This is a genomic window from Pseudomonas sp. Bout1 (assembly GCF_034314165.1).
GTDB lineage: Bacteria > Pseudomonadota > Gammaproteobacteria > Pseudomonadales > Pseudomonadaceae > Aquipseudomonas.
In genome coordinates, this window is record NZ_JAVIWK010000001.1 from 2924898 (window position 1) to 2950086 (window position 25189).

A 25189-nucleotide genomic window follows, 5' to 3' on the forward strand; every position below is an offset into this window, starting at 1 on the left:
CGTAAACGCTGGGGCGTCGCTGACGGCGCCCCAATCAGGTACTGCTGACCATGAACTATCAGTTGAACTTTGCCGCTGTTTGGCGCGACTTCCCCAGCTTGCTGGCGGGGCTCGGCCTGGGCCTTGAACTGGCACTGCTGTCCATCGCCATCGGGTGCGTGATTGGCCTGTTGATGGCGTTTGCCATGCTGTCCAAACACCGTGCGCTGCGCATCCTGGCCTCGGTGTATGTGACGGTGATCCGCAACACCCCGATTCTTGTACTGATCCTGTTGATCTACTTCGCCTTGCCAAGCCTGGGTATCCGGTTGGACAAGATCCCCTCGTTCATCATCACCCTGTCGCTGTACGCCGGTGCGTACCTGACCGAAGTATTCCGCGCAGGTTTGCTGAACATTCCCAAGGGGTTGCGTGAGGCGGGCCTGGCCATCGGCCTGGGCGAATGGCGCATCCGCGCGTACATCACCGTGCCGGTGATGCTGCGCAACGTGCTGCCGGCGCTGTCGAACAACTTCATCTCGCTGTTCAAGGACACCTCCCTGGCCGCCGCGATCGCGGTGCCGGAGCTGACCTATTACGCCCGCAAGATCAACGTCGAAAGCTACCGGGTGATTGAAACCTGGATGGTCACGACCGCGCTCTACGTGGCTGCCTGTTACCTCATTGCCATGCTGCTCCGTTACCTGGAACAGCGTTTGGCGATTCGCCGCTAAGGAGCGCCCATGTACGAATCCCCCAGCTGGCTGCATGAGTTGTGGATCGCCCGGGAAACCCTCTGGGCGGGGTTCCAGACCAGCGTTTACTGCTCGGCCCTGGCCATTATCTTCGGCACCTTGATCGGCATTGTCGCCGGGTTGGTGCTGACCTACGGCAAATTCTGGATGCGTGCGCCGTTTCGGCTGTACGTCGACCTGATCCGCGGTACGCCGGTGTTTGTGCTGGTGTTGGCGTGCTTCTACATGCTGCCGGCGCTTGGCTGGCAGATCAGCGCGTTCCAGGCCGGCGCCGTGGGCCTGACGCTGTTCTGTGGCTCCCACGTGTCCGAGATTGTGCGCGGCGCGCTGCAAGCCATTCCCAAAGGGCAACTGGAAGCGGGCAAGGCCATTGGCCTGACGTTTTACCAATCCCTGGGTTACGTGCTGCTGCCTCAGGCCCTGCGGCAGATCTTGCCGACCTGGGTCAACTCGTCCACCGAAATCGTCAAGGCTTCTACCTTGCTGTCGGTGATCGGCGTGGCCGAGCTGCTCCTCAGTACCCAACAGGTCATTGCCCGGACCTTCATGACCCTGGAGTTCTACCTGTTCGCAGGCTTTATGTTTTTTGTCATCAACTACGCCATCGAATTGTTGGGGCGTTACATTGAAAAGCGGGTGGCTTTGCCATGAATCAATCCATAAACAACAGCCAACCACTGCTGAACATTCGCGGCCTGCGTAAACAGTACGGCCCGGTCGAAGTGCTCAAGGGTGTCGACCTGAGCATGCAGCGCGGCAACGTCGTGACATTGATCGGCTCCAGCGGCTCGGGCAAGACCACGCTGCTTCGCTGCGTCAACCTGCTGGAAGAGTTCCAGGGTGGGCAGATCACCCTCGACGGCGAGTCCATCGGCTACAGCGACGTCGGCGGCAAGCGCGTACGCCACCCGGAACGCGTGATTTCCCGGCACCGTGCGATGACCGGCATGGCGTTTCAGCAATTCAACCTGTTCCCGCACCTGACCGCCTTGCAGAACGTCACCCTGGGCCTGCTCAAGGTCAAGAAAATGGGCAAGGACGAGGCGGTTGCACTGGCCGAAAAATGGCTGGACCGTGTCGGCCTGCTGGAACGGCGCAACCACTTCCCCGGCCAGCTATCGGGCGGCCAGCAACAGCGCGTGGCGATCGCCCGGGCGATTGCGATGAACCCGAGCCTGATGCTGTTCGACGAAGTCACCTCGGCGCTCGACCCGGAGCTGGTAGGCGAAGTGCTCAGTGTGATCAAAGGGTTGGCGGAAGAGGGCATGACCATGTTGCTGGTCACCCACGAAATGCGTTTTGCCTATGAAGTCTCGGACAAGATCGTCTTCATGAACCAGGGCCGCATTGAAGAGCAGGGGCCGCCGAAAGATATCTTCGAGCGCCCGCAGTCACCGCGACTGGCGGAATTTCTCAAGAACATTCGTTTTTAATTCATCACCTTCAGGAGAATTTTTATGAGCATTACTCGTTACGGCACCGGCGCCACCGCAGGCGGTGGCCAGCCTCGTCCTTTCGCTCGCGCGGTGGAAGCGGATGGCTGGTTGTACGTGTCGGGCCAGGTGCCGGCGGTGGACGGTGAAATCATCACCGGCGGGATCGTTGAGCAAACCCACCAGACCATGAAAAACGTCGTGGCCATCCTTGAAGAAGCCGGCTACGCGCTGGAAGACGTGGTGCGCGTAGGTGTATGGCTGGAAGACCCACGGGACTTCTGGAGTTTCAACAAGGTGTTCGGCGAATACTTCAACCCCGAACACGCCCCGGCACGGGCGTGCGTACAGGCGAATATGATGGTCGATTGCAAGGTTGAGATTGATTGCGTGGCCTACAAGAAAAAAGGCTAAATGCCAGGGGCCAGAGCCAGTCCAGCGTAGGAGCTGTCGAGCCCCGGCGAGGCTGCGATGGGATCACCTCGGTGGCCTGTCAGACCGCAGCGCCTGCATCGCAGCCTCGCCAGGGCTCGACAGCTCCCACATTGAATCCAGCTAGCCCAAATGATGCATTTAGCCAAGTAACACGACTTTGACGGGACCCGAAACTGCCATGACCGAAGACACCATCAAGCGCCGCGCCAAAGGCCTCGACCGGGCGTTCGATATCCTCGATTTCCTCAAGGAAATCGGCCAGCCCCTGCGCCCGAATGATATCGCCAGCGGCATTGGCAGCCCCAAGTCCACGGTCTACGAACTGGTGGCCTCGCTGCTCGAGCGGCGCATCCTCGAAACCGTCGGCAAGGACGGTCACGTCTACCTCGGCCGTCAGCTGTACTTCCTCGGCCAGGCCCACCTGCGCCATTTCGACCTGACCCGCGAGGCCGACCACGCCCTGCAGGAAATCGTCAGCCAGACCCACGAAACCGCCCAGATGTGCCTGCTCAATGGGCGCAAATACACCGTGGCCCTGATGCGCGAAGGCGAGCGGCATTTCCGCATTTCCTCCGATATCGGCGAGAACGCCCCGATTCCCTGGACCGCCTCTGGCCGCCTGCTGCTGGGCCACCTGAGCGACCAGCAAATCATCGACCTGATTGACTACGACGACTACATCCTCCCGGACGGTCAACGTCTGCCTTTGGAAACCTTTCTCGGGCAAATTCGCCAGGCCACCCTCGACGGATTCTTCTCCTTCGACAGCGTCGCCGACACCTTTACCCATTGCTTTGCCGCCCCGGTTCGGGACGCCCAAGGCATTAGCATCGCGACCTTGTGCATCGTGGCCCCACGGGCCGATGCCATCAAAAACTACAACGACTATCGCCGGGTGCTGATCGACAGCGCCAACAACCTGGGCCGTCGCATTAACGACGCCGCATAAAACGAATAGGAAAACTGCTATGACTGCCTTCAATGCCGTTGAAAAAGGTGCCGCTGCAGTCGGTGCGCATCTGGTCCGTGACGTCAGCCTGCCGGCTCTGGTACTGCACCGCGATGCCCTGGAACACAACATCCGCTGGATGCAGGATTTTGTCAGCAACAGCGGCGCGCAGCTGGCGCCCCACGGCAAGACCAGCATGATGCCAGCGCTGTTCCAACGGCAGATCGAGCAGGGCGCCTGGGGCATTACCCTGGCCAACGCGGTGCAGACCCGCGCCGCGTATGCCGGTGGTATTCGTCGGGTGTTGATGGCCAACCAACTGGTGGGCGCGCCGAACATGGCGTTGATCGCCGACTTGCTGGCTGACCCGGAATTCGACTTCCATTGCATGGTCGACCACCCGGACAACGTCGCCGACCTGGGCGTATTTTTCGCCGCCCGTGGCCTGCGCCTCAACGTGATGATCGAATACGGCGTGGTTGGCGGGCGCTGCGGTTGCCGCACGGAACAACAGGTGCTCGACCTGGCCAGGGCGATCAAGGCCCAGCCTGCGCTGGCCCTCACCGGCATCGAAGGCTACGAAGGAGTGATCCACGGCGAACACGCCATCAGCGGTATCCGCGAATTCGCTGCCTCCCTGGTGCGCCTGGCCGTCGACCTGCAAAACAGCGGTGCCTTCGACCTCGGCAAACCGATCATCACCGCCTCGGGCTCGGCCTGGTACGACTTGATCGCCGAATCCTTCGAAGCCCAGAACGCCGCTGGCCGCTTCCTCAGCGTGCTGCGCCCGGGCAGCTACGTGGCCCACGACCACGGCATCTACAAAGAAGCGCAGTGCTGTGTGCTGGACCGTCGCAGCGACCTCAACGAAGGCCTGCGCCCGGCGCTGGAAGTCTGGGCCCATGTGCAGTCCCTGCCGGAGCCGGGCTTCGCGGTGATCGCCTTGGGCAAGCGCGACGTTGCCTACGACGCCGGCCTGCCGGTGCCACTCAAGCGCTACAAGGCTGGCGTGCTGCCGGCAGTGGGCGATGACGTGACCGCCTGCAAGGTCACCGCCGTGATGGACCAGCATGCATTCATGGTGGTGGCCCCAGGCGTTGAGTTGCGCATCGGCGACATCATCTCGTTCGGTACTTCCCACCCGTGCCTGACCTTCGACAAATGGCAAGTGGGTAATCTGGTGGATGAGCAGTTGCAGGTGATCGAAAGCCTGCATACCTGCTTCTAGACCGAGTCGCGCCCATCGCAGGCAAGCCAGCTCCCACATCGAGCGTGTTCCTTCAGGTACAACACGGTCAACTGTGGGAGCCGGGCTTGCCCGCGATGAGGCCCTCAAGTACACCGAGAGCCCCAGACATGAATACAAAACCGCGCATCGCCCTCATCGGCGAATGCATGATCGAACTGCAACACCGCGCCGATGGCAGCCTGCAACAAAGCTTTGGCGGCGACACCCTGAACGCCGCCGTCTACCTGCGCCGCGAACTGGGTGGCGCCAGCGCCGTCGACTACGTCACCGCCCTGGGCGACGACAGTTTCAGCGACGCCATGTGCAAACATTGGGCCGCAGAGGGCCTGGGCCTGGGCATGGTCCAGCGCCTGCCGGGGCGCCTGCCGGGTTTGTACTGCATCCAGACCGATGCCAATGGAGAGCGCAAATTCCTCTACTGGCGCAACGAAGCGGCCGTGCGCGACTGCTTCACCACACCGGCGGCCGAGCCGATCCTGGCGGCGTTGCCGACGTACGACGTGGTGTATTTCAGCGGCATCACCCTGGCGGTGCTAGGCGAAGTGGGCCGTGCGCGCCTGCTGGAAACCCTGATCGAAACCCGCAAGCGCGGCGGCAAGGTGGTGTTCGACAACAACTACCGGCCACGTTTGTGGGCCAGTGTAGAGGCGGCACGCGCGGCGTATCACGCGGTGTTGGCCGAGGTGGATATCGCCTTGCTGACGGAAGATGACGAGCGTGCGTTGTTTGGGTATGAAGACAGCGAACGGGTGTTCTCGGCGTACCCGCAGATTGGCGAAGTGGTGCTCAAGCGTGGGGCGGATGCGTGTTTTATTCGTTGTGCAGGTGAGCGATTCGAGGTGCCGGCGCTGGTAGTGGAGAAGGTGGTCGACACTACGGCGGCGGGGGATTCGTTCAGTGCAGCTTATCTGGCCAGTCGGCTCAAGGGCGGTTCGCCCGAAGAGGCCGCATTGGCCGGGCATCGGCTCGCGAGCCGGGTGATTCAGGTGCACGGTGCACTGATCCCTAGAGACTGACGCTATCTATTGTGGTGAGGGAGCTTGCTCCCGCTGGGCTGCGTAGCGGCCCCAAAAAAGCCGGGAGCGCTTCGCACTCCAGCGGGAGCAAGCTCCCTCGCCACGACAAGCTTATCAATCCCGATAAAACACCTGCACCAGGTGGTACCCGAACTTGCTCTTGATCGGCCCATGAACCACCTTCACGGGCTTCTTGAAGATCACCGCATCAATCACCCCCACCATCTGCCCCGGGCGCACTTCACCCAAATCGCCGCCGCGCTTGGCAGACGGGCAGGTGGAGTACTTCTTGGCCAGCACATCAAACGCTTCGCCCTTGGCAATACGCTGCTTGAGCTGTTCGGCTTCCTCACTGGTTTTCACCAGAATGTGACGGGCTTGGGCTTTCATTGAACGGTCCTCGGGTGAAACGGCGCGCGATTATGCCTGAAGTTAAGTCGCTGCATTGATCATGCTGCGGATTTTATTAGCCAGCAGGTCAATCGAAAACGGCTTGGCCACCATGTCCATACCTTCCTCCAGGAACCCCCGGCGTTCAGCGGCTTTCTCGGCATATCCGGTCATGAACAGTACCTTGAGTTCGGGCCGATGCTGCCGGGCGATTTCCGCCAGTTGCCGGCCGTTCATCCCCGGTAAACCCACGTCGGTCACCAGCAAGTCCACGCGCAAATCGGACTCCAGCAACGGCAATGCCGCCCGGGCGTCTGCCGCCTGGTGCGCGGTGTAGCCCAGTTCATCCAGCACATTCACCACCAACATCCGCACCGCCGGGTCGTCCTCTACCACCACCACCGCTTCACCTTCCAATGCGACAGGGGCTTCGCCCTGGCTGGCGGGCACGCTCCGTTCCAGTGCTGTGCCATGCAGGCGCGGCAGGTACAGGCGCACGCAAGTGCCCTGGCCCGGCTGACTTTGAATCGTGACGTGGCCACCCGATTGCTGGGCGAACCCATAAATCATCGACAGCCCAAGGCCGGTGCCCTGGCCGATGGGTTTGGTGGTGAAAAACGGGTCGAAGGCCTTGGCGAGGATCTTGGCGGTCATGCCGGCGCCGTTGTCGCTCACGCCGAGCATCACATAGTCGCCGGCCTTGACCGGCTCCAGGGTGGTGATGTCAGTGCCGTCCAGGTAGCTGTTGGCGGTCTCGATGCACAATTGCCCACCGTCGGGCATGGCATCGCGGGCGTTGATCACCAGGTTGAGCAAGGCATTTTCCAACTGGCTGGCGTCGGTATTCACCGGCCACACGTCGGTGCCAAGGTGCACCTTGAGTTCGATGTGCGCGCCCTTGGTGCGGCGGAACAGGTCCTCCAGGGAAGCCACCAACTGGTTCGGGTCCACCGGCTTGCGGTCCAGCGACTGGCGCCGCGAGAACGCCAGCAGGCGGTGGGTCAGCGCGGCGGCGCGATGGGCCGAGGACACTGCCGCGTCGGTGAAGCGGCCGATCTCATCGCTGCGCCCGGCGGCGATGTAGCGTTGCATCAAGTCCAGGCTGCCGATGATCCCGGTGAGCATGTTGTTGAAGTCATGGGCGATGCCGCCGGTGAGCTGGCCAACCGCTTCCATTTTCTGGGCGTGGCGCAGGGCGTCTTCGGCGCGCTCGCGTTCGAACATTTCGTTTTGCAGGCGCTGGTTGGCTTCGGCCAGCGCCTGGGTGCGCTGGCTTACGCGCTCTTCCAGGTTTTCGTTAAGGTGGCGCAGGGCTTCTTCGGTGAGTTTGCGCTCGGTTTCGTCGATCACAAAAATGTAGAAGCCATTGACCGAACCGTCGGCGCTGAAGCGCGGCAGGTACTTCATCAGCGCGTGCCGTGGCCGCCCGTCATGATGAGGCGTGACGGTGAAAAAACTGCAGGCCTTGCCCTTGAGCGCCGCTTCGATCTTATCGACGCGCCCGGCATACACTTCATCGCCCAGCACCTCGCGGATGGACTTGCCGAACAGCTCCTGCGGGGTCATGCCGTACCAGTCCAGGTAGGCGCTGTTGTTCAAGCGAAAGCGTTGCTCATGGTCGACGTAGCCGATCAGCACCGGCATCGCGTTGATGATCAACTGCAGCTCGGTCTGGCTTTGGCGCAGGGCCTGTTCGGTGTGCTTGCGTTCGGTCAGGTCCAGGGCGGCGCCGAGAAACCGCGCCGGCCGGCCCTGATGATCCTTGTAGCAACGGCCCCGGGCAAACACCCAACGCACTTCGCCATCGGCTTGCAGCAGGCGGTATTCCTCGGCGTATTCAGTGCCGTGGGTGATGCAGTGCTTGATGCTGCGGGCCACCATGCCACGGTCTTCGGGGTGCACGCCTTGCAGGTAGTCGCTGATCGGCAACAGGCCGGCATCGCAGGGGCCAACGCCGTGCAGTTGGGCGAAATGCGCGTCGGCGATAAAGCGGTCTTCGCCAATGTCCCAATCCCAGGTACCCACGGCGTCAGTGGCGGACAAGGCCAGTTGCAGGCGTTGCTCGGTGTTGCGCTGGGCCTGGAGGCTGTTTTCGGTACGTTGTTGCAGTTCAAGGGCAACGCGCCGGCGCTCGTTGGTTTCGATGGCGGTGATCAGGATCCCGGCCACCTCGCTACGCTCGTCGCGGATCGGGCTGTAGGTCAGGTCGAGCCAGATCTCGGTGTCGCGGTGGTTGCGCTGCAGCACGAAGCGCTGTTCGGTGAAGGTGCGCACCTGGCCCGTGAGCACGGCGCTGTAGATCGGGTCGGTAAAGGGTTTCATTTCCGGCCAGACCAGGTCGGCAGGCTGGCCGAAGGCACCAGGGTGCTTGTTGCCGGCCAGCATTGCAAAGCCGTCATTGTAGATCTGGGTGAGTTCGGCGCCCCACAGCAACAGCATCGGCATGGGTGAATGAATCACGATGTCGACGGCTGTACGCAGGCTCTGCGGCCAATCAATGGCGTCACCGAGGGGGCTTCGTGCCCAGTCCAGCCGCGCAATCAGTGCCGCGGCTTCGCTGCCGGTGGGTGATACGTTCATGTAAATGCCCTGCGCGTTACGCTTGAAGAATGACAAAAACCGATTATCCCGCGAGTGGGGAACGGCTATCCACCCTCGAAAAATAGCATGCTTGAGGGGTTTGTCTTCAAAGTGAGTGCTTAAGGGCTAAAACGTTTCATCTTTCTGTCAGTTCCCGGCGATCACGAAATTGCTCCAGGGCTTCGGGGTTGGCCAGGGCGTCGGTGTTTTTGACCGCCTCGCCATGCACCACGTTGCGCACCGCCAGTTCGACAATCTTGCCGCTGATAGTGCGCGGAATGTCCGTCACCGCCAGGATCTTCGCCGGTACATGGCGCGGTGTGGTGTTGGCGCGAATCACCTGGCGAATCTGCTGCTCCAGGGCGTCGTCGAGTTCTACACCGTCGTTGAGGCGCACAAACAGTACCACCCGCACGTCGTCTTGCCAGCGCTGCCCGATAGCCAGGCTTTCCAGTACCTGCGGCACCTTTTCTACCTGACGATAAATCTCGGCGGTGCCGATGCGTACGCCGCCGGGGTTGAGCACGGCGTCCGAGCGGCCATGGATCAACAAGCTGGCGTTGGGCCTTTGTTCGGCGTAGTCACCCTGGCACCACACGCCGGGGAACTGGCTGAAATACGAGGCGCGCAGCTTTTCCTGATGCGGGTCATTCCAAAAGCCGATGGGCATTGCCGGGAAGTGTCGGGTGCACACCAACTCGCCCTTTTCGCCGACCAGCGGGCGGCCCTGGTCGTCCCACACTTCGATGGCCATCGCCAGGCTCTTGCACTGCATCTCACCGCGGCGCACCGGCAATACCGGGTTGCCGATCACGAAGCAGGAGACGATGTCGGTACCGCCAGACATCGACGACAGACACAGCTCGGGCTTGATCTCGCGGTACACGTAGTCGTAGCTCTGGGGCGACAGCGGTGAGCCGGTGGAGATCAAGCCTTTGAGGCTGCCCAGGTCATGGCTCAGGCGCGGTTGCAGGCCGGCTTTTTCCAGGGTCGCGAGGAATTTCGGACTGGTGCCAAATACGCTGATGTTTTCCTCATCGATCAGGTCCATCAGGCGTTCCGGGCCGGGGTGAAAGGGTGAGCCGTCATACAGCACGGCGGTGGCGCCGATGGCCAGCACCGACACCAGCCAGTTCCACATCATCCAGCCACAGGTGGTGTAGTAGAACAGGCAGTCATCGCGCGACAGGTCGGCGTGCAGGCCGTGTTCCTTGAGGTGGGTAAGCAGAACGCCGCCGGTGCCGTGGATGATGCACTTGGGCACGCCGGTGGTGCCGCTGGAATACAGGATGTACAGCGGATGATCGAACGGCACGGCGACGAAGTCGGGCTGGTCGCCGGGGCTGTAGAAGTCGTCCCAGAGTGCAACCGCGGCCCGGGTCTGATAATCCTCGGGACGCGCTTGCGGGCGGGCGTACGGCACGATGATCAGCTGTTGCAGGGACGGCAGGCGGTCGAGGATTTCATTGAGCTTGGTGCTCTGGTCGATAACCTTGCCGGCATAGCGGTAGCCGGCGCAGGTGATCAGCACCTTGGGTTCTATCTGGCCGAAGCGGTCGATCACGCCCTGGGTGCCAAAGTCGGGCGAGGAGCATGACCAGATTGCGCCGAGGCTGGTGGTGGCGAGCATGCCCACCAGGGTTTGCCAGGTGTTGGGCATGCACGCGGCCACCCGGTCACCCACGCCCACACCGGCTGCCCGCAGGCTGCGTTGCAGGCCGGCAACGTGGCGGGCCAGTTCGGCGTAGGTCAGTTGTTCGCGTTGGCCGTCTTCGCTGATGGCGACCACGGCGGGGTGATCGTCGCGGCGGCGCAGCAGGTGTTCGGCAAAGTTCAGGGTCGCGCCGGGAAACCACTGGGCGCTGGGCATCTCGGCGCCTTCGATCAACACCGCGCTGGGTGGCGTGCGGAACTGCACGTCGAAGAATTCGACAATCGCCTGCCAGAAGTCTGGCCGCTGATCGATGCTCCACTGGTGCAGGGCCGGGTAGTCGCTGATCTGCAAGGCATGGCGATCATTGATAAAGCGCCGGAACTGGTCCATCCGGGTGGTGTGGATGCGCTCGGGGGAAGGTTGCCAGAGGATGTCGGACATTATTCGCCTCTTGTTATGTATCGACAGCAAAGATGCTCTAAAGGTGGCTAGGGAGCTTGCTCCCGTTGGGTGGCGAAGCCGCCCCAGCAATGCTCATGCGGTCTTTCAGATAAAGCGCGGTTGCAGGTTTTGGGGCTGCTGCGCAGCCCAGCGGGAGCAAGCTCCCTCGCCACAAAAGCGTCACTGATGAATACTTACTGGGCCAGCCAGCCGCCGTCGATATTCCACGCCGCGCCACGCACCTGGCTGCCGGCTTCGCTGCACAGGAACAACACCAGTTCCCCCAGTTGCGGTGGCGTCACGAACTCCAGCGACGGCTGCTTCTCGGCCAGCAGATCCTGCTGCGCCTGCTGCGGGTCAACCCCGGTGGCGATGCGATCGTCAATCTGCTTCTGCACCAGTGGCGTCAATACCCAGCCCGGGCAAATGGCGTTGCAGGTGACATTACTCTGGGCCGTCTCCAGGCCCACCACCTTGGTCAGCCCGATCACCCCGTGCTTGGCAGCGACGTAGGCCGCCTTGCCCACCGAACCCACCAAGCCGTGCACCGAGGCAATGTTGACGATGCGCCCCCAGCCTTTGGCCTTCATGCCTGGCAAACTCAGGCGGGTGCTGTGGAACACCGACGACAGGTTGATCGCAATGATCGAGTCCCAGCGCTCCACCGGGAACGCATCCACCGGCGCCACATGCTGGATCCCGGCGTTGTTCACCAGAATGTCGATGCCGCCAAACTCGCGCTCGGCGTAGGCGATCATCTCAGCGATCTGCGCCGGGTCACTGACGTCGGCGGGGTGATGCCCGACCTTGCCGCCAAAGGCCTGCACCTGGGCGATCGCCGCGCTGGCATCGCCGAAACCGTTGAGGATCAGGTTGGCGCCGGCCTTGGCCAGGCTCAGGGCGATGCCCAGGCCGATGCCGCTGGTGGAGCCGGTGACCAGGGCGGTCTTGCCGTTCAATGTCGTCATATCAACCTCACACAATGCCGGTGGCGTAGAAAGTACCAATCACCACGAACACCGCGAGGGTCTTGATGATCGTGATGCCGAAAATATCCTTATAGGCTTCGCGGTGGGTCAGCCCGGTGACCGCCAGCAGCGTGATCACGGCGCCGTTGTGGGGCAGGGTGTCCATACCGCCGCTGGCCATGGCTGCGACCCGGTGCAGCACTTCAAGAGGGATATTGGCCGCATGGGCCGCTGAAATAAAGCTCTGCGACATGGCCGCCAGCGCAATGCTCATGCCGCCCGAGGCGGAGCCTGTGATACCGGCCAGCAGGGTCACGGTAATTGCTTCGTTGACCAGCGGGTTGGGGATGCCCTTGAGCCAGTCCGCCAGCACCAGGAAGCCTGGCAAGGAGGCGATCACCGCGCCAAAACCATATTCCGAAGCGGTGTTCATCGCCGCCAGCAACGCACCGCTGACTGCGCTTTTACTGCCCTCGGCGAGCTTGCTGCGAATCGCCGAGAAGCCAAACACCAGCACCACGATAATCCCCACCAGCAACGCCGCCTGCACCGCCCAGATGGCCGTCAGCTTGGCGACTTCGGTCTGCACCGGCGCGCTCATGCCCGGCAGGCTCAGGGTGTGGGTCTTGCCGTACCACAGTGGAATCCAATGGGTGAACAACAGGTTCATGATGCCCACCAGCAGCAGTGGCGACAGGGCGATCCACGGGTTGGGCAACTTGATGTCTTCGGCGGTCTGCGGCTCGTTGCGCAGCTCGGTGCCATAGCCTTCACCGGCACGCTGGGCCTTGTTGCGCTGGCGGGCCAGGTACAGCATGCCGGCGCAGAACACAAAAATGGTGCCGATCAGTCCCAGCCACGGCGCGGCCCAGGCGGTGGTGTTGAAGAAGGTGCTGGGGATGATGTTCTGGATCTGTGGCGTACCGGGCAGGGCGTCCATGGTGAACGAGAACGCGCCGAGGGCGATGGTCGCCGGCAGCAGGCGCTTGGGGATATTGCTCTGGCGGAACATCTCGGCGGCGAACGGGTACACCGCGAACACCACCACGAACAGCGATACGCCGCCGTAGGTCAGCAGAGCGCACACCAGCACGATCACCAGCATCGCCTGGCGGGTGCCGAGCAACTGGATGGCGGCGGCGACGATGGAGCGCGAGAAGCCGGAAATTTCAATCAGCTTGCCGAACACTGCGCCGAGCAGGAACACCGGGAAGTACAGTTTGAGAAAGCCGACCATTTTTTCCATGAACACCCCGGTGAAGGCAGGTGCGACGGCGGAAGGGTCGGTGAGCAGCACGGCGCTGAGGGCGGCGATGGGGGCGAACAGGATGACGCTGTAGCCACGGTAGGCGGCCAGCATCAGCAGCGCCAGGGCCGCGAGGGCAATGATCACACTCATGGTGTGTCTCCATCTGATTGTTATTTTTGTGGGGGTGAGGCAGTAGGGAGGGGCTATAGCGAGATGTGTGCCAAGTGGTTAACTTGTTGAAATATAAGGATAATATTTTTTTATTGGTTATGGATTTTGAAGTTTGTCTCTGATTTGAGACTGGTGCTGATCAAATGTGGGAGCTGGCTTGCCTGCGATGGCGGTTTTTCAGCTGAAGAATGTGTCGGCTGGCCGGCCGCTATCGCAGGCAAGCCAGCTCCCACAGTAGATTGTCTTTGATGTGAGATTTATGTCTCATATATGAGACTAAGCGATGCCCAGCGCGACCATTTTCTTGTACAAAGTCGACCGACCCAGCCCCAGACGCTTCGCCGCTTCCACCACATTGCCCTCACACGCCTTCAACGCCGCGCCAATCACCTGGCGGTCAAAGCGCTCCCTGGCCGCACTGAAACGCTCGCCCTCAACGGTCTGCACCGAACTGTGCCCCACCGGGCTGAACGTACCAATCGCCGCGCGAATTTCACGGGCATCCAGCACCAGGTCATCACTCAACAACGCCGCCCGCTCCAGCACATTGCGCAGTTCGCGGATATTCCCCGGCCACGCATGCTGCGCTAGCAACGCCAACGCCTCGCGGTCCAGTTCATGCTGGCTGCGCAACTCCTCCAGAATCGCCTCACTCAGCGCCGGTAAGTCATCCAGCCGCTCACGCAACGGCGGCACCTGGATCGGCAGCACATTCAGCCGGTAATACAGGTCTGCCCGAAACTCGCCGCGCTTGATCGCCGCTTCCAGATCCATCGACGTGGCAGCAATTACCCGTACATCACTGTGGATCATCTCGTTGGAACCCACCGGCTCGTACTCTTTCTCCTGCAACACGCGCAGCAACTTGCTTTGCAGCGGCAGCGGCATGTCGCCGATCTCATCGAGAAACAGCGTGCCGCCCTGGGCAATTTGCAGCTTGCCGGGGCGACCCTTGCGGTCGGCGCCGGTAAACGCGCCGGGGGCGGTGCCGAAGAATTCAGCTTCCAGCAAATCATGCGGAATGGCCGCGCTGTTGATGCTCACAAAGGCTTTGTGGGCGCGAGGCGATGCACCGTGAATCGCCTGGGCCAGCAATTCCTTGCCGGTGCCGGTTTCTCCCAGCAGCAACACCGGCGAATCCGCGCTCGCACTGCGCCGCGCCCGGCGTTTGACTTCCAGGCTGGCCGCGCTGGTACCGATAAAGTGCGCGAAGTTGTACTTGCTCTGCCGCGACCTCAATAACGACCGGGTGGAAGCCAGTTCCTGCTGCATGCTCAGGTAGCGCTCGATCAGCGGCGACAGGTTGCGCAGCTCATCAAACAGCGCAAACCCGATCGCGCCGATCACCTTGCCGGCATCGTCGTGAATCGGCAGGCGCATCACCACCAGCGGGCCTTTGGGGGTGTCCTGGATGTCCAGCAAAATGGGCTGGTCGTTGCGTACCACCTGGCGCAACAGGCTGTTGGATATCACCTGTTCACAGGGTTGGCCGATGGCCTCATTGGCGCTTTTCAGGCCGAAACGCTTGGCGTAGCGCTCGTTCATCCAGACAATATTCGCGTCGCCGTCGACAATCACCGTGCCTTCGCTGGACTGCTCGATGATCTGGAACAATGACTGGATCGCCAGGCCACGAACGTATGGGTAATCCTTGAGGCTGCCGGTGGTGTTCATGGGTGCGCCGCCGCGAGGAGTTCCTGGGTGTAGGGGTGTTGCGGCGCGGCAAACACTTCATCGCTCGGCCCGCGTTCCACCACCTTGCCGTCCTTGATCACGATCATGTCGTGGGCCAGGGCCCGCACCACCGCCAGGTCATGGCTGATAAACAGGTAGGTCAGGCCGTACTTTTCCTGTAGCTCAAGCAACAAGGCCACCACCTGTTTTTGCACGGTACGGTCCAGCGCCGAGGTGGGTTCATCCAGCAGCATCAGTGCCGGCTTGAGCACCAACGCGCGGGCAATGGCGATGCGCTGGCGCTGGCCCCCGGAGAATTCGTGGGGGTAGCGATGGCGGCTGGCGGGGTCCAGGCCCACGTCTTCCAGCACGCGGATCACTTGGGCTTCGCGGTCCTTGAGGCTGCACGGGGCATGCACTTCCAGGCCTTCGCTGATGATCTGCGCCACCGACATTCGCGGGCTGAGGCTGCCGAACGGGTCCTGGAATACCACCTGCATCTGCTTGCGCCACGGCTGCATCTGCTTTTGCGTCAGGCCCTCGAGGGCCGCACCCTGGAAACGAATCGTGCCGCTGGAATCCAGCAAGCGCAAAATCGCCTGGCCCAGCGTCGATTTGCCCGAGCCGGACTCGCCGACAATCCCCAAGGTCTTGCCGCGCTGCACCGTCAGGCTGATGCCGTCCACGGCCTGCAGGTACTGCTTGCGGCGCAACAGCCCGCCACCCAACGGGAACTGCACGCTCAGGTCATCCACCTGCAACACCGTTTCGCGCGTGTCGTGGCTCAGGGCGATGCCCGCCGGTTCGGCATCCAGCAGCAAGCGGCTGTAAGGGTGCCTGGGGGCGCAGAACAGGGTTTCGCACTCTGCCTGCTCGACAATCTCCCCGGCCTTCATCACGCACACCCGCTGGGCAATGCTGCGCACCAGGTTGAGGTCGTGGCTGATCAATAGCAGCGACATGCCCAGGCGTTGTTGCAGGGACTTGAGCAGCAGCAAGATCTTGCGCTGCACGGTCACATCCAGTGCGGTGGTGGGTTCGTCGGCGATCAACAGTTCCGGCTCGCAGGCCAGGGCCATGGCAATCATCACCCGCTGGCGCTGGCCGCCGGAGAGTTGGTGGGGGTAAGCCTTGAGGCGCTCCCGGGGCTTCTGGATGCCCACCAGTTCGAGCAATTCAAGGATCCGCGCCTGCGCCTGTTTGCCGCCCAGGCCCTTATGCAGCAGCAGGGTTTCGCCGATCTGTTTCTCGATGCTGTGCAACGGATTGAGGGAGGTCATCGGCTCCTGGAAAATCATTGCAATCCGGTTGCCCCGCAGCTTTTGCAGGGTGGCGGGCGAGGCGCCGAGCAGTTCCTGGCCGCGATAACGTACCGAGCCGGTGGTGTCGGTGCCGGCTTCGGGCAGCAGTTGCAGGATCGAATGGGCGGTCACCGACTTGCCCGAACCCGACTCGCCCACCAGCGCCAGGCACTCGCCGGGGCGTACGTCCAGGCACAGGTTGCGCACCACGGTCTGGCCGTTGAAGGCGACGCTCAGATCGCGAATCTCGATCAGGTTTTCAGTCATCTCAAAGCCCTTCATGAGCGTGGGTCGAAGGCGTCACGCAACGCCTCGCCGATAAACACCAGCAACGACAGGATCAGCGCCAGGGTGAAAAACGCCGTAAGCCCCAGCCACGGCGCTTGCAGGTTCTGCTTGCCCTGGCCGATCAGTTCACCCAAGGAGGCGCTGCCGGCGGGCATGCCGAAGCCGAGGAAGTCCAGGGCACTCAAGGTGGAAATCGCCCCGGTCAGAATGAACGGCAAATAGCTCAGGGTGGCGGTCATCGCGTTCGGCAGGATGTGCCGGCGGATGATCTTGCCGTCCCCCAGGCCTAACGCCCGGGCGGCCTTGACGTACTCCAGGTTGCGCCCCCGCAGGAACTCGGCGCGCACCACGTCCACCAGCGCCAGCCACGAAAACAGCGCCATGATCCCCAGCAGCCACCAGAAATTCGGCTCGACAAACCCCGACAGGATGATCAGCAGGTACAGCACCGGCAGCCCGGACCACACTTCCAGGATTCGTTGCCCGAGCAGGTCCACCCAGCCACCGTAGTAACCCTGCAAGGCCCCGGCAGCGATGCCGATGGCGGCGCTGATGGCGGTGAGTGCCAGGGCAAACAGAATCGACACCCTTGCGCCAAAGATCACCCGCGCCAGCACATCGCGGGACTGGTCATCGGTGCCCAGCCAGTTCACGCTCGATGGCGGGCTGGGGGCAGGGCGGGTCAGTTCATAGTTGGGCGTGTCGTCGCTGAACGGGATCGGCGGGAATAGCATCCAGCCGCCATCTTTCTTGATCAGGTTCTGCACGTATTCACTGCGGTAGTCCGCCTGGAATGGCAACTGCCCGCCGAACGCCTGCTCGGTGTAGCGCTTGAACACCGGGAAATACAGCTGGTTCTGGTAACTGAGCACCAAGGGTTTGTCATTGGCGATCAGCTCGCCGCCGAGGGTCAGGATAAACAGGCCGATAAACAACCACAGCGACCACCAGCCACGGCGGTTTTTCTTGAAGCGTTCAAAGCGCCGACGGGCCACGGGAGAGAGCTTGAGCATCAGGCGTTCCTCGCGGCGAAGTCGATACGCGGGTCCACCAGGGTGTAGCAGAGGTCACCGATGAGTTTTATCAAAAGGCCAAACAGCGTGAAGATAAACAACGAACCGAACACCACCGGATAGTCCCGTGAAACCGCGGCTTCGTAGCTCATGCGGCCCAGGCCATCGAGGGAGAAGATCACCTCGATCAGCAGCGAACCGGCGAAGAACACCGCGATGAAGGCCTGGGGGATTCCCGAAATCACCAGCAGCATGGCGTTGCGAAACACATGCCCATACAGCACTCGGCGCTCGCTCAAGCCTTTGGCCCGCGCGGTGACCACATACTGGCGGGTGATTTCATTGAGGAACGAGTTTTTGGTGAGGATGGTCAAGGTGGCGAACCCACCGATCACCAGGGCGCTGACCGGCAAAACCAAATGCCAGAAGTAATCGGCGATCTTGCCCACGGTGCCCAACTGGTCGAAGTTTTCCGAGACCAGCCCGCGCACCGGGAACCAGTTCAGCGAGGTGCCGCCGGCGAAGACCACGATCAGAAACATCGCAAACAGGAACGCCGGCATCGCATAACCGATCACGATCGCGGTGCTGCTCCACACATCAAAACTGCTGCCATGGCGCACCGCCTTGCGAATCCCCAGCGGGATCGACACCAGGTAGGTGATCAGCGTGGCCCACAGCCCAAGGGAAATGGTCACCGGCATCTTTTCCAGGATCAGGTCGGTCACGCTTTTGCCGCGGAAGAAGCTGTTGCCGAAATCCAGCTGGGCGTAACTCTTGAGCATCAGCCACAGGCGCTCCGGCGCGGGCTTGTCGAAGCCGTATTGTTTCTCGATGTCCTTGATCAGCTTCGGGTCCAGGCCACGGCTGGCCCGCGAGCCACTGCTGAGGCTTTCGGCAGACGAGCCGCCGACGCCACCGCCACCGATGCCCTGTAAGTGGGCAATGGCCTGCTCCACCGGCCCGCCGGGCGCGGCCTGCACGATGACGAAGTTCACCAGCAGGATAATCACCAGGGTGGGAATGATCAGCAGCAAGCGCCGCACGATATAGGCAAACATCAGCGGGCTCCCGGGCGTTTGGTCAGTTCGGCTTTCATCTGTTCATTGGTCAATGGCGTGGGGCTGATTTCCCACCAGGTTTCCAGGGCTTCGTCCGTCTTGGCTTCGACGGCCGGCCGGCCAAAGCGGTTCCACCACGCGGCCGAGGTGCCCGGCGGGTAGTAGTTGGGAATCCACAGGTAGTTCCATTGCAGCACACGGTCCAGGGCGTGGGCGTAGTTGAGCATTTGCGACTGGGTATTGGCCTTGACCAGGCCGTTGATCAGGCTGTCGACGGCCGGGTCTTTGAGCACCATGTAGTTGTTGGCGCCTGTATCAAACGCGGCGGCCGAGCCGAAATAGTTGTACAGCTCCATCCCTGGCGAGGTGGTGACCGGAAAGCCGGTGACGATCATGTCGTAGTCCCGGGACATCAGGCGGTTGACGTATTGCGAGGAGTCGATACGGCGGATGTTGAGGGTAATGCCGATCTGCGCCAGGTTGCGTTTGTACGGCAACAACAACCGTTCCAGGCCGTTCTGGGCGTTGAGGAAAGTGAACTCCAGCGGCTCGCCTTCTGCGTTTACCAACTTGTCACCGTCGGGTTTCCAGCCAGCTTGCTCCAGCAGCGCCAGGGCTTGCAGTTGCTTGTCGCGGATCATTCCGGTGCCGTCGGTAGTCGGTGCCTTGAACACCTTGGTGAACACTTCGTCGGGAATCTGCCCGCGCAGGGGTTCAAGTATCGCCAACTCCTGGGCGTCCGGCAGTTGGGTCGCCGCCAGCGGGCTGTTGGAAAAGAAGCTTTGCTGGCGGATGTACATATTGCGCATCATCTGCCGGTTGGCCCACTCAAAGTCCCACAGCATCGCCAGGGCCTGGCGCACGCGGCGGTCCTTGAACATCGGTTTTTGCACGTTGAACACGTAGCCCTGGGCCGGCTGCGGTGCCTCTTTGGCCAGGTGCGCGCGTTGCAGGCGGCCATCATCAAGGGCGGGGCCGTTGTAGCCGATGGAGTAGCCGGTGGCGGAGAATTCGCGGTTGAAGTCGTAGGCACCGCCGCGCAGGACCTGGCGCGCCACTTCGGTGTCGCCGAAGTATTCCAGGCTCAGGTGATCGAAATTATACAGGCCGCGGCTGATGGGCAGGTCTTTGCCCCACCAGTTCGGGTCACGCTTGAAGGTGATGGTGTTGCCGGCATCCACCTTGCTGATGGTGTAGGGGCCGCTGCCGAGGGGAATCTCGTAGCCGCCGCCGTCGGCGAAGTCGCGGGTCTTCCACCAGTGTTCCGGGAACACCGGCAGGGTGGCGACATCCAGGGGCAGGGTGCGGTTTTCGTTGCTTGCGAAATCGAAACGCACCTGGCGCGGGCCTTCGACTTCGACGTGTTTGACGTCGGCGAACAGCGTGCGGTAGCGCAGGCTGCCCTGGGTCATCAGCAGGTCGAAGGAGTAACGCACGTCTTCGGCGGTGATCGGTTGGCCATCGGCAAAACGGGCCTTGGGGTTCAGGTAAAAACGCAGGGACAGACCGTCGTCTGACCGCTCCATCTTTTCCGCCACCAGGCCGTAGACCGTGTAGGGCTCGTCCAGCGAGCGCTGGGCCAGGGGCGAATACAACCAACCGTCGACCTGGCTGACACCGATGCCTTTGTCGCCATAGGGCAGCACATGGTCATAGCGCCCGATTTCGATAGCCGAACGCCGCAAGCTGCCGCCTTTGGGCGCATTCGGGTTGGCGTAGTCGAAGTGGGTGAAGCCGGGTTGGTATTTGGCCGGTTCGCCGTACACGGTCAGCGCCGATTGCGGCGCGGCGATCACGGCGGTGCTGGCCAGCAGCAGGGCCAGGGTGGAGCAAAACAGGGTAGAAAAAGCGACTCGCATTATCAGCCTTGGGCGCCGGGTGAAGAGGTAAAGGGGTTTGTACGCTATGCGCGTACGCCCCGCCAGTCATCACACTGTCACAGATGCACAACGGCCCACCAAAGGGCGGGCCGTTGTTTCAAGCATAGGTGCGGACCGGATCAGTCCTGACGGCTGGTCACTTCCAGCAGGTGGTAGCCGAACTGGGTTTTCACCGGGCCTTGCACGGTGTTGACAGGGGCGCTGAATACGACGGCGTCGAATTCCTTGACCATTTGGCCCGGGCCGAACGAACCCAGGTCACCGCCTTGACGGCTGGATGGGCAAGACGAGTTGGCTTTGGCAACTTCGGCGAAATCGGCGCCGCCTTCGATTTGCGTTTTGAGTTCGTTGCACTTGTCTTCGGTGGCAACCAGGATGTGACGGGCGGTGGCTTTGGCCATGAGGGGTAACTCCTTGGGTAAAAACGGTGAGCGTACCGGATTCAGGTGGTTATTTCCTGGCAAAGTTCCCCAAGAGTGAACCGTAGCCTCACGAGCGCCGCCCCCCGTAGCAGCTGTCGAGCCCCAGCGAGGCTGCGTTGGGAGCGACCCGATCTCGTGCCTGGCGCATCAGCGGTGGTGCGGCTGACGCAGCCTCGCTGGGGCTCGACAGCTGCTACGGGGGGCGGGTCAGGTGTGGCGGGCCATCACGCCGCTGTGGGTCAGCCAGTCGATAAACAGCGCAAACAGCTCCGCCTGGGAGTTGATCTCAAGCTTGGTATACAAATGCTTGCGGTGCATGCGCACGGTTTCCGGGGAGATACCCAGTACCTGCGCAGTGGATTTAACCGAGTGCCCACGCAGGATCAGGTGGGCAATTTCCCGCTCGCGCACGGTCAATACGCCGCTGCCAAAATGCATGAACGCCGCTTCAATCTGCTGGTGAACCTGAGTCTGGGTGAACGCCTCATCGCTGATCACCTTGCACAGCCCGCCCGTGGTGCCGAAGCGGCGCAGCAGTTCTCGCACGATCGGTTGTGCGGTTCGCAGCAGCGCCAGTTGATCGTCGCTGAACTGGCCGGCACTCAGGCCCTGGAACATGCACAGGGAAATCTTGCTGTTGGGGCACAGGTCGACGATGTAGTAGCTCTCTTGGGCACCGCCGCTGCGCAGGTAGTAGGTCTTGTAGTACTCGCTGCTGAAGAAGTCGTCCGGGGCGATTTGCGCCAGGTGGTAGAAACCTTCGGCCAGGCCCTTGTCCACCGCCAGGCAGAACGGGTCGAGCAGGTAGCCCCGGGAAAAGTAGCGGTTGATGATTTCTTCGTAGTGCGGCCGGGGGATGCCTTGCTGGTAGAGCAAGTGTGGCGCCTCGCCCTGGCGCTCCAGGCTGATCATCATCGATTCGATGGGGGTCAGGGCACTGAGGGCGCAGGCCAGGTGTTCAAGAAATGACGCTTCGTCGACGCTGGCAAAGGCGTGGGCCAACGCTCCATTCCAGGCTTCAAGCACCTGGAACGACGGGGCAGGGCAGTGATCGGTGTTCTGGCTCATGCCGGCCAGTCTACCCGCCGGCCAGGGCCCCGGCAAAAGCACCGGGGCGCCGAGGCTCATCGGCCTTGATACTCGCCGCTCTGGCGCAGCTCTTCGGCGGTGTCGAGGATGCACTGGCGCAGAATCTCCACCACTTCATCCACCTGGGCATGGGTGATGATCAGCGGCGGCGACATCACATTCAGGTGGCCGATGGGCCGTACCAGCAAGCCTTTGGCCTGGGCCCGGAGGTGGATCTTCTCGCCGATATTTACCGCATCCGCAAACAACACCTTAGTCTGTTTGTCGGCAACAAACTCAATGCACGCCATCAAGCGCTGGCAGCGCACGTCGCCCACCAATGGCAGGCTGGCCAGGGTTTGCAGGCGCTGTTCGAGGTACACGCCGACGTCTTCGACGTGGGCCAGCAGGTTTTCCCGCTCGATGATCTCGATGTTCTTCAGCGCCGCTACGCAACTGACCGGGTGCCCGCTGTAGGTGAAACCGTGGGTAAAGCAGCGGCCCTTGCCCGGCTCGCCGATGACTTGCCAGATACGGTCTGAAAAAATACACGCACCCAGGGGCAAGTAGCCGGAAGTCAGGCCCTTGGCGGTGGTGATGATATCCGGCTGCATGTCGAACACGTCTTGGGAGGCGAAGAATTTTCCCAGCCGGCCGAAGGACGTCACCACCTCATCCGCCACGTACAGCAGGTCATGGCGTTGGCAGACTTCCCACATACGCCGGTGATAACCCTTCGGCGCAATGATCACGCCGCCCGAGCCCATGATCGGCTCGGCAAAGAACGCTGCGACCTTGTCGGCACCAATCGTCAGGATCTTGTCTTCGAATTCATCCACCAGGAAGTCGAGAAATTGCGCTTCGCTCATGCCTTCCGGCGCCCGGTAATAGTTGGGGCACGAGATGTGGTGGAACAGGTCGCTCATGAAATCGAATTCCGGCGCGCGGTCGGCGGCCTTGTTGCCGATGGACATCGTCAGGAACGTGGAGCCGTGGTACGCGCTGAAGCGCGAGATGATGTGTTTCTTCTCATGCTTGCCGCGACTGTTTTGATAGAACTGCACCAGGCGGTAGGCGGTATCGACCGCCGTGGACCCGCCGGTAGTCAGAAACACATGGTCGAGGTCGCCCGGGGCCAGGCTGGCAAGCTTGGCGCACAGTTCAATGGCGGTGACGTTGGCCATGTCGCAGAACGGGTTGGAGTACGCCAACTGGCGAACCTGGTTGGCGATGGCATCGGCCATTTCCTCGCGGCCCAAGCCGATATTTGTGCACCACATGCCGCCGACTGCATCCAGGTAACGGTTGCCGGCGGTGTCGTAGATATAGGCGCCGTCACCCGCTGCGATGTTCAGCGAGCCTTGTTCTCGGTGTTCGTCGAACATGTGGAAGCCGTGCATGTAATGGGCCTTGTCGGCGGCGTCCAGTTGGTCATGGTCGAACTGGGCGAAAAAAGCGGGATTTGGCAGCGTCATGGCAGTTACCTTTGATGGCTGGGTTTCACTTGCCGGTCTTCACGGCATTCCAGGTACGGGTGATCAGGCGCACGGCGGCCTGGGACTGGCTTTTCTGGGTGAACAAGCGCTGCATCGTTGCCGCGTCGGGGTAGATGGCCGGGTTGTCGCGAACCGAGGCGTCGAGCAAGGGCTTGGAGGCCAGGTTGCTGTTGGCGTAGTGAGTGGTGTTGCTGACACCGGCGATCACCGCGGGCTGCAGGAGGAATTCGATGAACTTGTGGGCATTCGCCACATGGGGGGCGTCGGCCGGGATGTAAAAGTTATCGAACCAGATCAGCGAGCCTTCCTTGGGGATGAAGTAACCCATGTTGACCTTGGCCCCGGCTTCCGTCGCCCGGGCCTGGGAGGTGGCGTAATCGCCGGACCAAGTGGTGGCCATGCACAGCTCGCCGTTGGCCAGGCCGTTGATAAACCCACTGGAGTCGAATTTTCGAATGTAGGGGCGCACCGCCATCAGCACATCCTGGGCGGCCTTGAGGTCTTTGGGCGCCACACTGTTCGGGTCCAGGCCGAGGTAGGTCAGGGCCAGCGGGATCATGTCGGTGGGGGAGTCGATGAAGGTGATGCCGCAATCGGCGAAGCGCGAAATGATCTTGGGATCGAAAATCATCGCCAGCGAACCGATGGGTGCATCCGGCATGCGCTCCTTGATCTTGTCGATGTTGTAGGTCACGCCGTTGCTACCCCAGGTGTAGGGCGCCGAATAGGTCACGCCCGGGTCGTGGGTTTCCAGGCTTTTAAGCACTTGCGGGTCGAGGTTGTTCCAGTCGGGCAGCAGTGTTTTATTGAGGGGCTGAAAGGCTTTGGCCTTGATCAGCAGCGGCACGAGTGAAGCATTGAGCACCACCAGGTCATAACCCGAGCGCCCCGAGAGCAGCTTGCCTTGCACGGTTTCGTAAGAGTCGTAGGTGTCGTAGATCACCTTGATGCCGGTGGCCTTCTCGAAGTCGGCGAGGGTGTGTTCCCCGATGTAATCGGCCCAGTTGTAGATGCGCAAGGTGTTGCCTGGGTCGTCAGCGGCCTGGCTGAGAGGCGTTGATGCAAGCAAGACAGCGCTGAACAGGGCGATAACGGCTTTATGCATGGCGAACCCACCTTGAAGTTGTGCGTGTTGTCAGGCCGAGGGGCTGATTGCACTTTCAGGCAGGTAGCAGGTGGGCGCCATACCCCGTTCGGGTAGGGGATGGGTCAGGGCAGCACGATGTAGTCGTTTTGCGTGACGACGGGGCGGTGTGCGCCTTGCTCCAGGTGAATATAACGGCCGTCTACCAAGTCGATGGGCAGGCAGTCGTCGATATCCAGCACGCCGTCGGTATGGGATTGGCTCCAGTGCGAGAGCATCTGTCGTTTGCCTTGGGTTGCGGCTTCCTTAGGCGTTCGCGCAACCACCAGCACGTAGTGATGGGCTTCGCCAAAGATGTTCGATTCATAGCCGCCCAGGTTGATGAAATACAGGCGTGGTGCCCCGGCGTTAGGCGCCAGGTGGCTGAGTTGGACTTTCCAGCCGTCGATGCCGTCGACCGTCATCCACGAATCGATATGCACACCTTTCTGGCTGCCAAACCAGCCCTCGCGCAGTTGCGGGTAGGCGGCTTCCAGGGTGTCGGCGACGGCAAAGACCACGTCGTGCACTTCGATTTTCGCCCGGGGATGCTTGCCCCCAAGCATGACCACAAACAGCATCGCGCGTCCTTTG

22 protein-coding genes are annotated in these 25189 nt (G+C 61.7%); 7 read left to right on the forward strand and 15 right to left on the reverse strand.

Translation table 11 applies throughout. From position 1 onward, the window contains the following. Nucleotides 1-50 precede the first annotated feature (50 nt). The 7 genes from RGV33_RS13680 to RGV33_RS13710 all read left to right on the forward strand — a co-directional run bounded on the left by RGV33_RS13680 (nt 51) and on the right by RGV33_RS13710 (nt 5816). Complete coding sequence (locus tag RGV33_RS13680) at nt 51-713, forward strand: amino acid ABC transporter permease (RefSeq protein WP_177044438.1); 663 nt, start codon at nt 51-53, stop codon at nt 711-713. 9 nt (nt 714-722) lie between these two features. After that, nucleotides 723-1385, forward strand: coding sequence for an amino acid ABC transporter permease (locus RGV33_RS13685; RefSeq protein WP_088425241.1), 663 nt, complete (start codon nt 723-725; stop codon nt 1383-1385). Beyond that, a complete protein-coding gene (locus tag RGV33_RS13690) occupies nt 1382-2167 on the forward strand; it encodes an amino acid ABC transporter ATP-binding protein (RefSeq protein WP_322144689.1) in 786 nt (261 codons plus the stop codon). The genes RGV33_RS13685 and RGV33_RS13690 overlap by 4 nt, the downstream gene beginning before the upstream one ends. A 24-nt stretch (nt 2168-2191) precedes the next feature. Then, nucleotides 2192-2581: a RidA family protein gene (locus RGV33_RS13695; protein ID WP_010173353.1), complete on the forward strand. Its 390-nt coding sequence runs from the start codon at nt 2192-2194 to the stop codon at nt 2579-2581. Nucleotides 2582-2780: 199 nt separating this feature from the next. Beyond that, nucleotides 2781-3551 carry an IclR family transcriptional regulator gene (locus tag RGV33_RS13700; protein ID WP_322144690.1) on the forward strand — a complete coding sequence of 257 codons (771 nt, stop codon included), beginning with the start codon at nt 2781-2783 and terminating at the stop codon, nt 3549-3551. A gap of 19 nt (nt 3552-3570) precedes the next feature. Then, on the forward strand, nt 3571-4779 hold the full coding sequence (locus RGV33_RS13705) for an amino acid deaminase (RefSeq protein WP_322144691.1): 1209 nt from the start codon (nt 3571-3573) through the stop codon (nt 4777-4779). A 128-nt stretch (nt 4780-4907) separates the two neighbouring features. Beyond that, nucleotides 4908-5816 (forward strand): sugar kinase, encoded by a 909-nt coding sequence (locus RGV33_RS13710; RefSeq protein ID WP_322144692.1) that lies wholly within the window; start codon nt 4908-4910, stop codon nt 5814-5816. Between the two features lie 114 nt (nt 5817-5930). Here RGV33_RS13710 and RGV33_RS13715 read toward each other — a convergent pair whose 3' ends face one another. From RGV33_RS13715 to RGV33_RS13785, 15 genes are all read right to left on the reverse strand, one after another. Continuing rightward, nucleotides 5931-6206 (reverse strand): peptidylprolyl isomerase, encoded by a 276-nt coding sequence (locus RGV33_RS13715; RefSeq protein WP_010173346.1) that lies wholly within the window; start codon nt 6204-6206, stop codon nt 5931-5933. A gap of 42 nt (nt 6207-6248) precedes the next feature. Beyond that, nucleotides 6249-8786 (reverse strand): PAS domain-containing protein, encoded by a 2538-nt coding sequence (locus RGV33_RS13720; protein ID WP_322144693.1) that lies wholly within the window; start codon nt 8784-8786, stop codon nt 6249-6251. A gap of 136 nt (nt 8787-8922) precedes the next feature. After that, nucleotides 8923-10881: an acetoacetate--CoA ligase gene (locus tag RGV33_RS13725; RefSeq protein WP_322144694.1), complete on the reverse strand. Its 1959-nt coding sequence runs from the start codon at nt 10879-10881 to the stop codon at nt 8923-8925. A 194-nt stretch (nt 10882-11075) separates the two neighbouring features. Continuing rightward, nucleotides 11076-11849, reverse strand: a complete 774-nt coding sequence (locus tag RGV33_RS13730) for a 3-hydroxybutyrate dehydrogenase (RefSeq protein ID WP_322144695.1) — start codon at nt 11847-11849, stop codon at nt 11076-11078. A 7-nt stretch (nt 11850-11856) separates the two neighbouring features. Then, entirely contained in the window at nt 11857-13248 is a 1392-nt protein-coding gene (locus tag RGV33_RS13735; RefSeq protein ID WP_322144696.1) for a GntP family permease, read from the reverse strand. Between the two features lie 297 nt (nt 13249-13545). Then, entirely contained in the window at nt 13546-14943 is a 1398-nt protein-coding gene (locus RGV33_RS13740; protein WP_322144697.1) for a sigma-54 interaction domain-containing protein, read from the reverse strand. Then, nucleotides 14940-16511: an ABC transporter ATP-binding protein gene (locus RGV33_RS13745; protein WP_322144698.1), complete on the reverse strand. Its 1572-nt coding sequence runs from the start codon at nt 16509-16511 to the stop codon at nt 14940-14942. Before RGV33_RS13745 ends, RGV33_RS13740 begins: the two co-directional genes overlap by 4 nt. A gap of 11 nt (nt 16512-16522) precedes the next feature. Further along, complete coding sequence (locus RGV33_RS13750; RefSeq protein ID WP_322144699.1) at nt 16523-17545, reverse strand: ABC transporter permease; 1023 nt, start codon at nt 17543-17545, stop codon at nt 16523-16525. After that, the gene (locus RGV33_RS13755) at nt 17545-18606 is read right to left on the reverse strand and encodes a microcin C ABC transporter permease YejB (RefSeq protein ID WP_322144700.1); all 1062 of its coding nucleotides are present in this window, start codon (nt 18604-18606) and stop codon (nt 17545-17547) included. The genes RGV33_RS13750 and RGV33_RS13755 overlap by 1 nt, the downstream gene beginning before the upstream one ends. Beyond that, on the reverse strand, nt 18606-20465 hold the full coding sequence (locus RGV33_RS13760) for an extracellular solute-binding protein (protein WP_322144701.1): 1860 nt from the start codon (nt 20463-20465) through the stop codon (nt 18606-18608). Before RGV33_RS13760 ends, RGV33_RS13755 begins: the two co-directional genes overlap by 1 nt. Nucleotides 20466-20605: 140 nt before the next feature. After that, nucleotides 20606-20887 (reverse strand): peptidylprolyl isomerase, encoded by a 282-nt coding sequence (locus RGV33_RS13765; protein ID WP_149413954.1) that lies wholly within the window; start codon nt 20885-20887, stop codon nt 20606-20608. 228 nt (nt 20888-21115) lie between these two features. After that, nucleotides 21116-21976: a helix-turn-helix transcriptional regulator gene (locus RGV33_RS13770; RefSeq protein ID WP_322144702.1), complete on the reverse strand. Its 861-nt coding sequence runs from the start codon at nt 21974-21976 to the stop codon at nt 21116-21118. 56 nt (nt 21977-22032) lie between these two features. After that, the gene (locus RGV33_RS13775) at nt 22033-23451 is read right to left on the reverse strand and encodes an aminotransferase (RefSeq protein WP_322144703.1); all 1419 of its coding nucleotides are present in this window, start codon (nt 23449-23451) and stop codon (nt 22033-22035) included. Between the two features lie 25 nt (nt 23452-23476). Continuing rightward, complete coding sequence (locus tag RGV33_RS13780; protein WP_322144704.1) at nt 23477-24577, reverse strand: polyamine ABC transporter substrate-binding protein; 1101 nt, start codon at nt 24575-24577, stop codon at nt 23477-23479. A gap of 104 nt (nt 24578-24681) precedes the next feature. Beyond that, on the reverse strand, nt 24682-25176 hold the full coding sequence (locus RGV33_RS13785; RefSeq protein ID WP_322144705.1) for a DUF1543 domain-containing protein: 495 nt from the start codon (nt 25174-25176) through the stop codon (nt 24682-24684). Nucleotides 25177-25189: the final 13 nt, after the last annotated feature.

What these genes read in the sequence shown, in the direction of transcription:
- RGV33_RS13680 (WP_177044438.1), top strand. Translation starts at nt 51, where the DNA reads ATGAACTATCAGTTGAACTTTGCCGCTGTTTGGCGCGACTTCCCCAGC.
- RGV33_RS13685 (WP_088425241.1), top strand. Translation starts at nt 723, where the DNA reads ATGTACGAATCCCCCAGCTGGCTGCATGAGTTGTGGATCGCCCGGGAA.
- RGV33_RS13690 (WP_322144689.1), top strand. Translation starts at nt 1,382, where the DNA reads ATGAATCAATCCATAAACAACAGCCAACCACTGCTGAACATTCGCGGC.
- RGV33_RS13695 (WP_010173353.1), top strand. Translation starts at nt 2,192, where the DNA reads ATGAGCATTACTCGTTACGGCACCGGCGCCACCGCAGGCGGTGGCCAG.
- RGV33_RS13700 (WP_322144690.1), top strand. Translation starts at nt 2,781, where the DNA reads ATGACCGAAGACACCATCAAGCGCCGCGCCAAAGGCCTCGACCGGGCG.
- RGV33_RS13705 (WP_322144691.1), top strand. Translation starts at nt 3,571, where the DNA reads ATGACTGCCTTCAATGCCGTTGAAAAAGGTGCCGCTGCAGTCGGTGCG.
- RGV33_RS13710 (WP_322144692.1), top strand. Translation starts at nt 4,908, where the DNA reads ATGAATACAAAACCGCGCATCGCCCTCATCGGCGAATGCATGATCGAA.
- RGV33_RS13715 (WP_010173346.1), bottom strand. Translation starts at nt 6,206, where the DNA reads ATGAAAGCCCAAGCCCGTCACATTCTGGTGAAAACCAGTGAGGAAGCC.
- RGV33_RS13720 (WP_322144693.1), bottom strand. Translation starts at nt 8,786, where the DNA reads ATGAACGTATCACCCACCGGCAGCGAAGCCGCGGCACTGATTGCGCGG.
- RGV33_RS13725 (WP_322144694.1), bottom strand. Translation starts at nt 10,881, where the DNA reads ATGTCCGACATCCTCTGGCAACCTTCCCCCGAGCGCATCCACACCACC.
- RGV33_RS13730 (WP_322144695.1), bottom strand. Translation starts at nt 11,849, where the DNA reads ATGACGACATTGAACGGCAAGACCGCCCTGGTCACCGGCTCCACCAGC.
- RGV33_RS13735 (WP_322144696.1), bottom strand. Translation starts at nt 13,248, where the DNA reads ATGAGTGTGATCATTGCCCTCGCGGCCCTGGCGCTGCTGATGCTGGCC.
- RGV33_RS13740 (WP_322144697.1), bottom strand. Translation starts at nt 14,943, where the DNA reads ATGAACACCACCGGCAGCCTCAAGGATTACCCATACGTTCGTGGCCTG.
- RGV33_RS13745 (WP_322144698.1), bottom strand. Translation starts at nt 16,511, where the DNA reads ATGACTGAAAACCTGATCGAGATTCGCGATCTGAGCGTCGCCTTCAAC.
- RGV33_RS13750 (WP_322144699.1), bottom strand. Translation starts at nt 17,545, where the DNA reads ATGCTCAAGCTCTCTCCCGTGGCCCGTCGGCGCTTTGAACGCTTCAAG.
- RGV33_RS13755 (WP_322144700.1), bottom strand. Translation starts at nt 18,606, where the DNA reads ATGTTTGCCTATATCGTGCGGCGCTTGCTGCTGATCATTCCCACCCTG.
- RGV33_RS13760 (WP_322144701.1), bottom strand. Translation starts at nt 20,465, where the DNA reads ATGCGAGTCGCTTTTTCTACCCTGTTTTGCTCCACCCTGGCCCTGCTG.
- RGV33_RS13765 (WP_149413954.1), bottom strand. Translation starts at nt 20,887, where the DNA reads ATGGCCAAAGCCACCGCCCGTCACATCCTGGTTGCCACCGAAGACAAG.
- RGV33_RS13770 (WP_322144702.1), bottom strand. Translation starts at nt 21,976, where the DNA reads ATGAGCCAGAACACCGATCACTGCCCTGCCCCGTCGTTCCAGGTGCTT.
- RGV33_RS13775 (WP_322144703.1), bottom strand. Translation starts at nt 23,451, where the DNA reads ATGACGCTGCCAAATCCCGCTTTTTTCGCCCAGTTCGACCATGACCAA.
- RGV33_RS13780 (WP_322144704.1), bottom strand. Translation starts at nt 24,577, where the DNA reads ATGCATAAAGCCGTTATCGCCCTGTTCAGCGCTGTCTTGCTTGCATCA.
- RGV33_RS13785 (WP_322144705.1), bottom strand. Translation starts at nt 25,176, where the DNA reads ATGCTGTTTGTGGTCATGCTTGGGGGCAAGCATCCCCGGGCGAAAATC.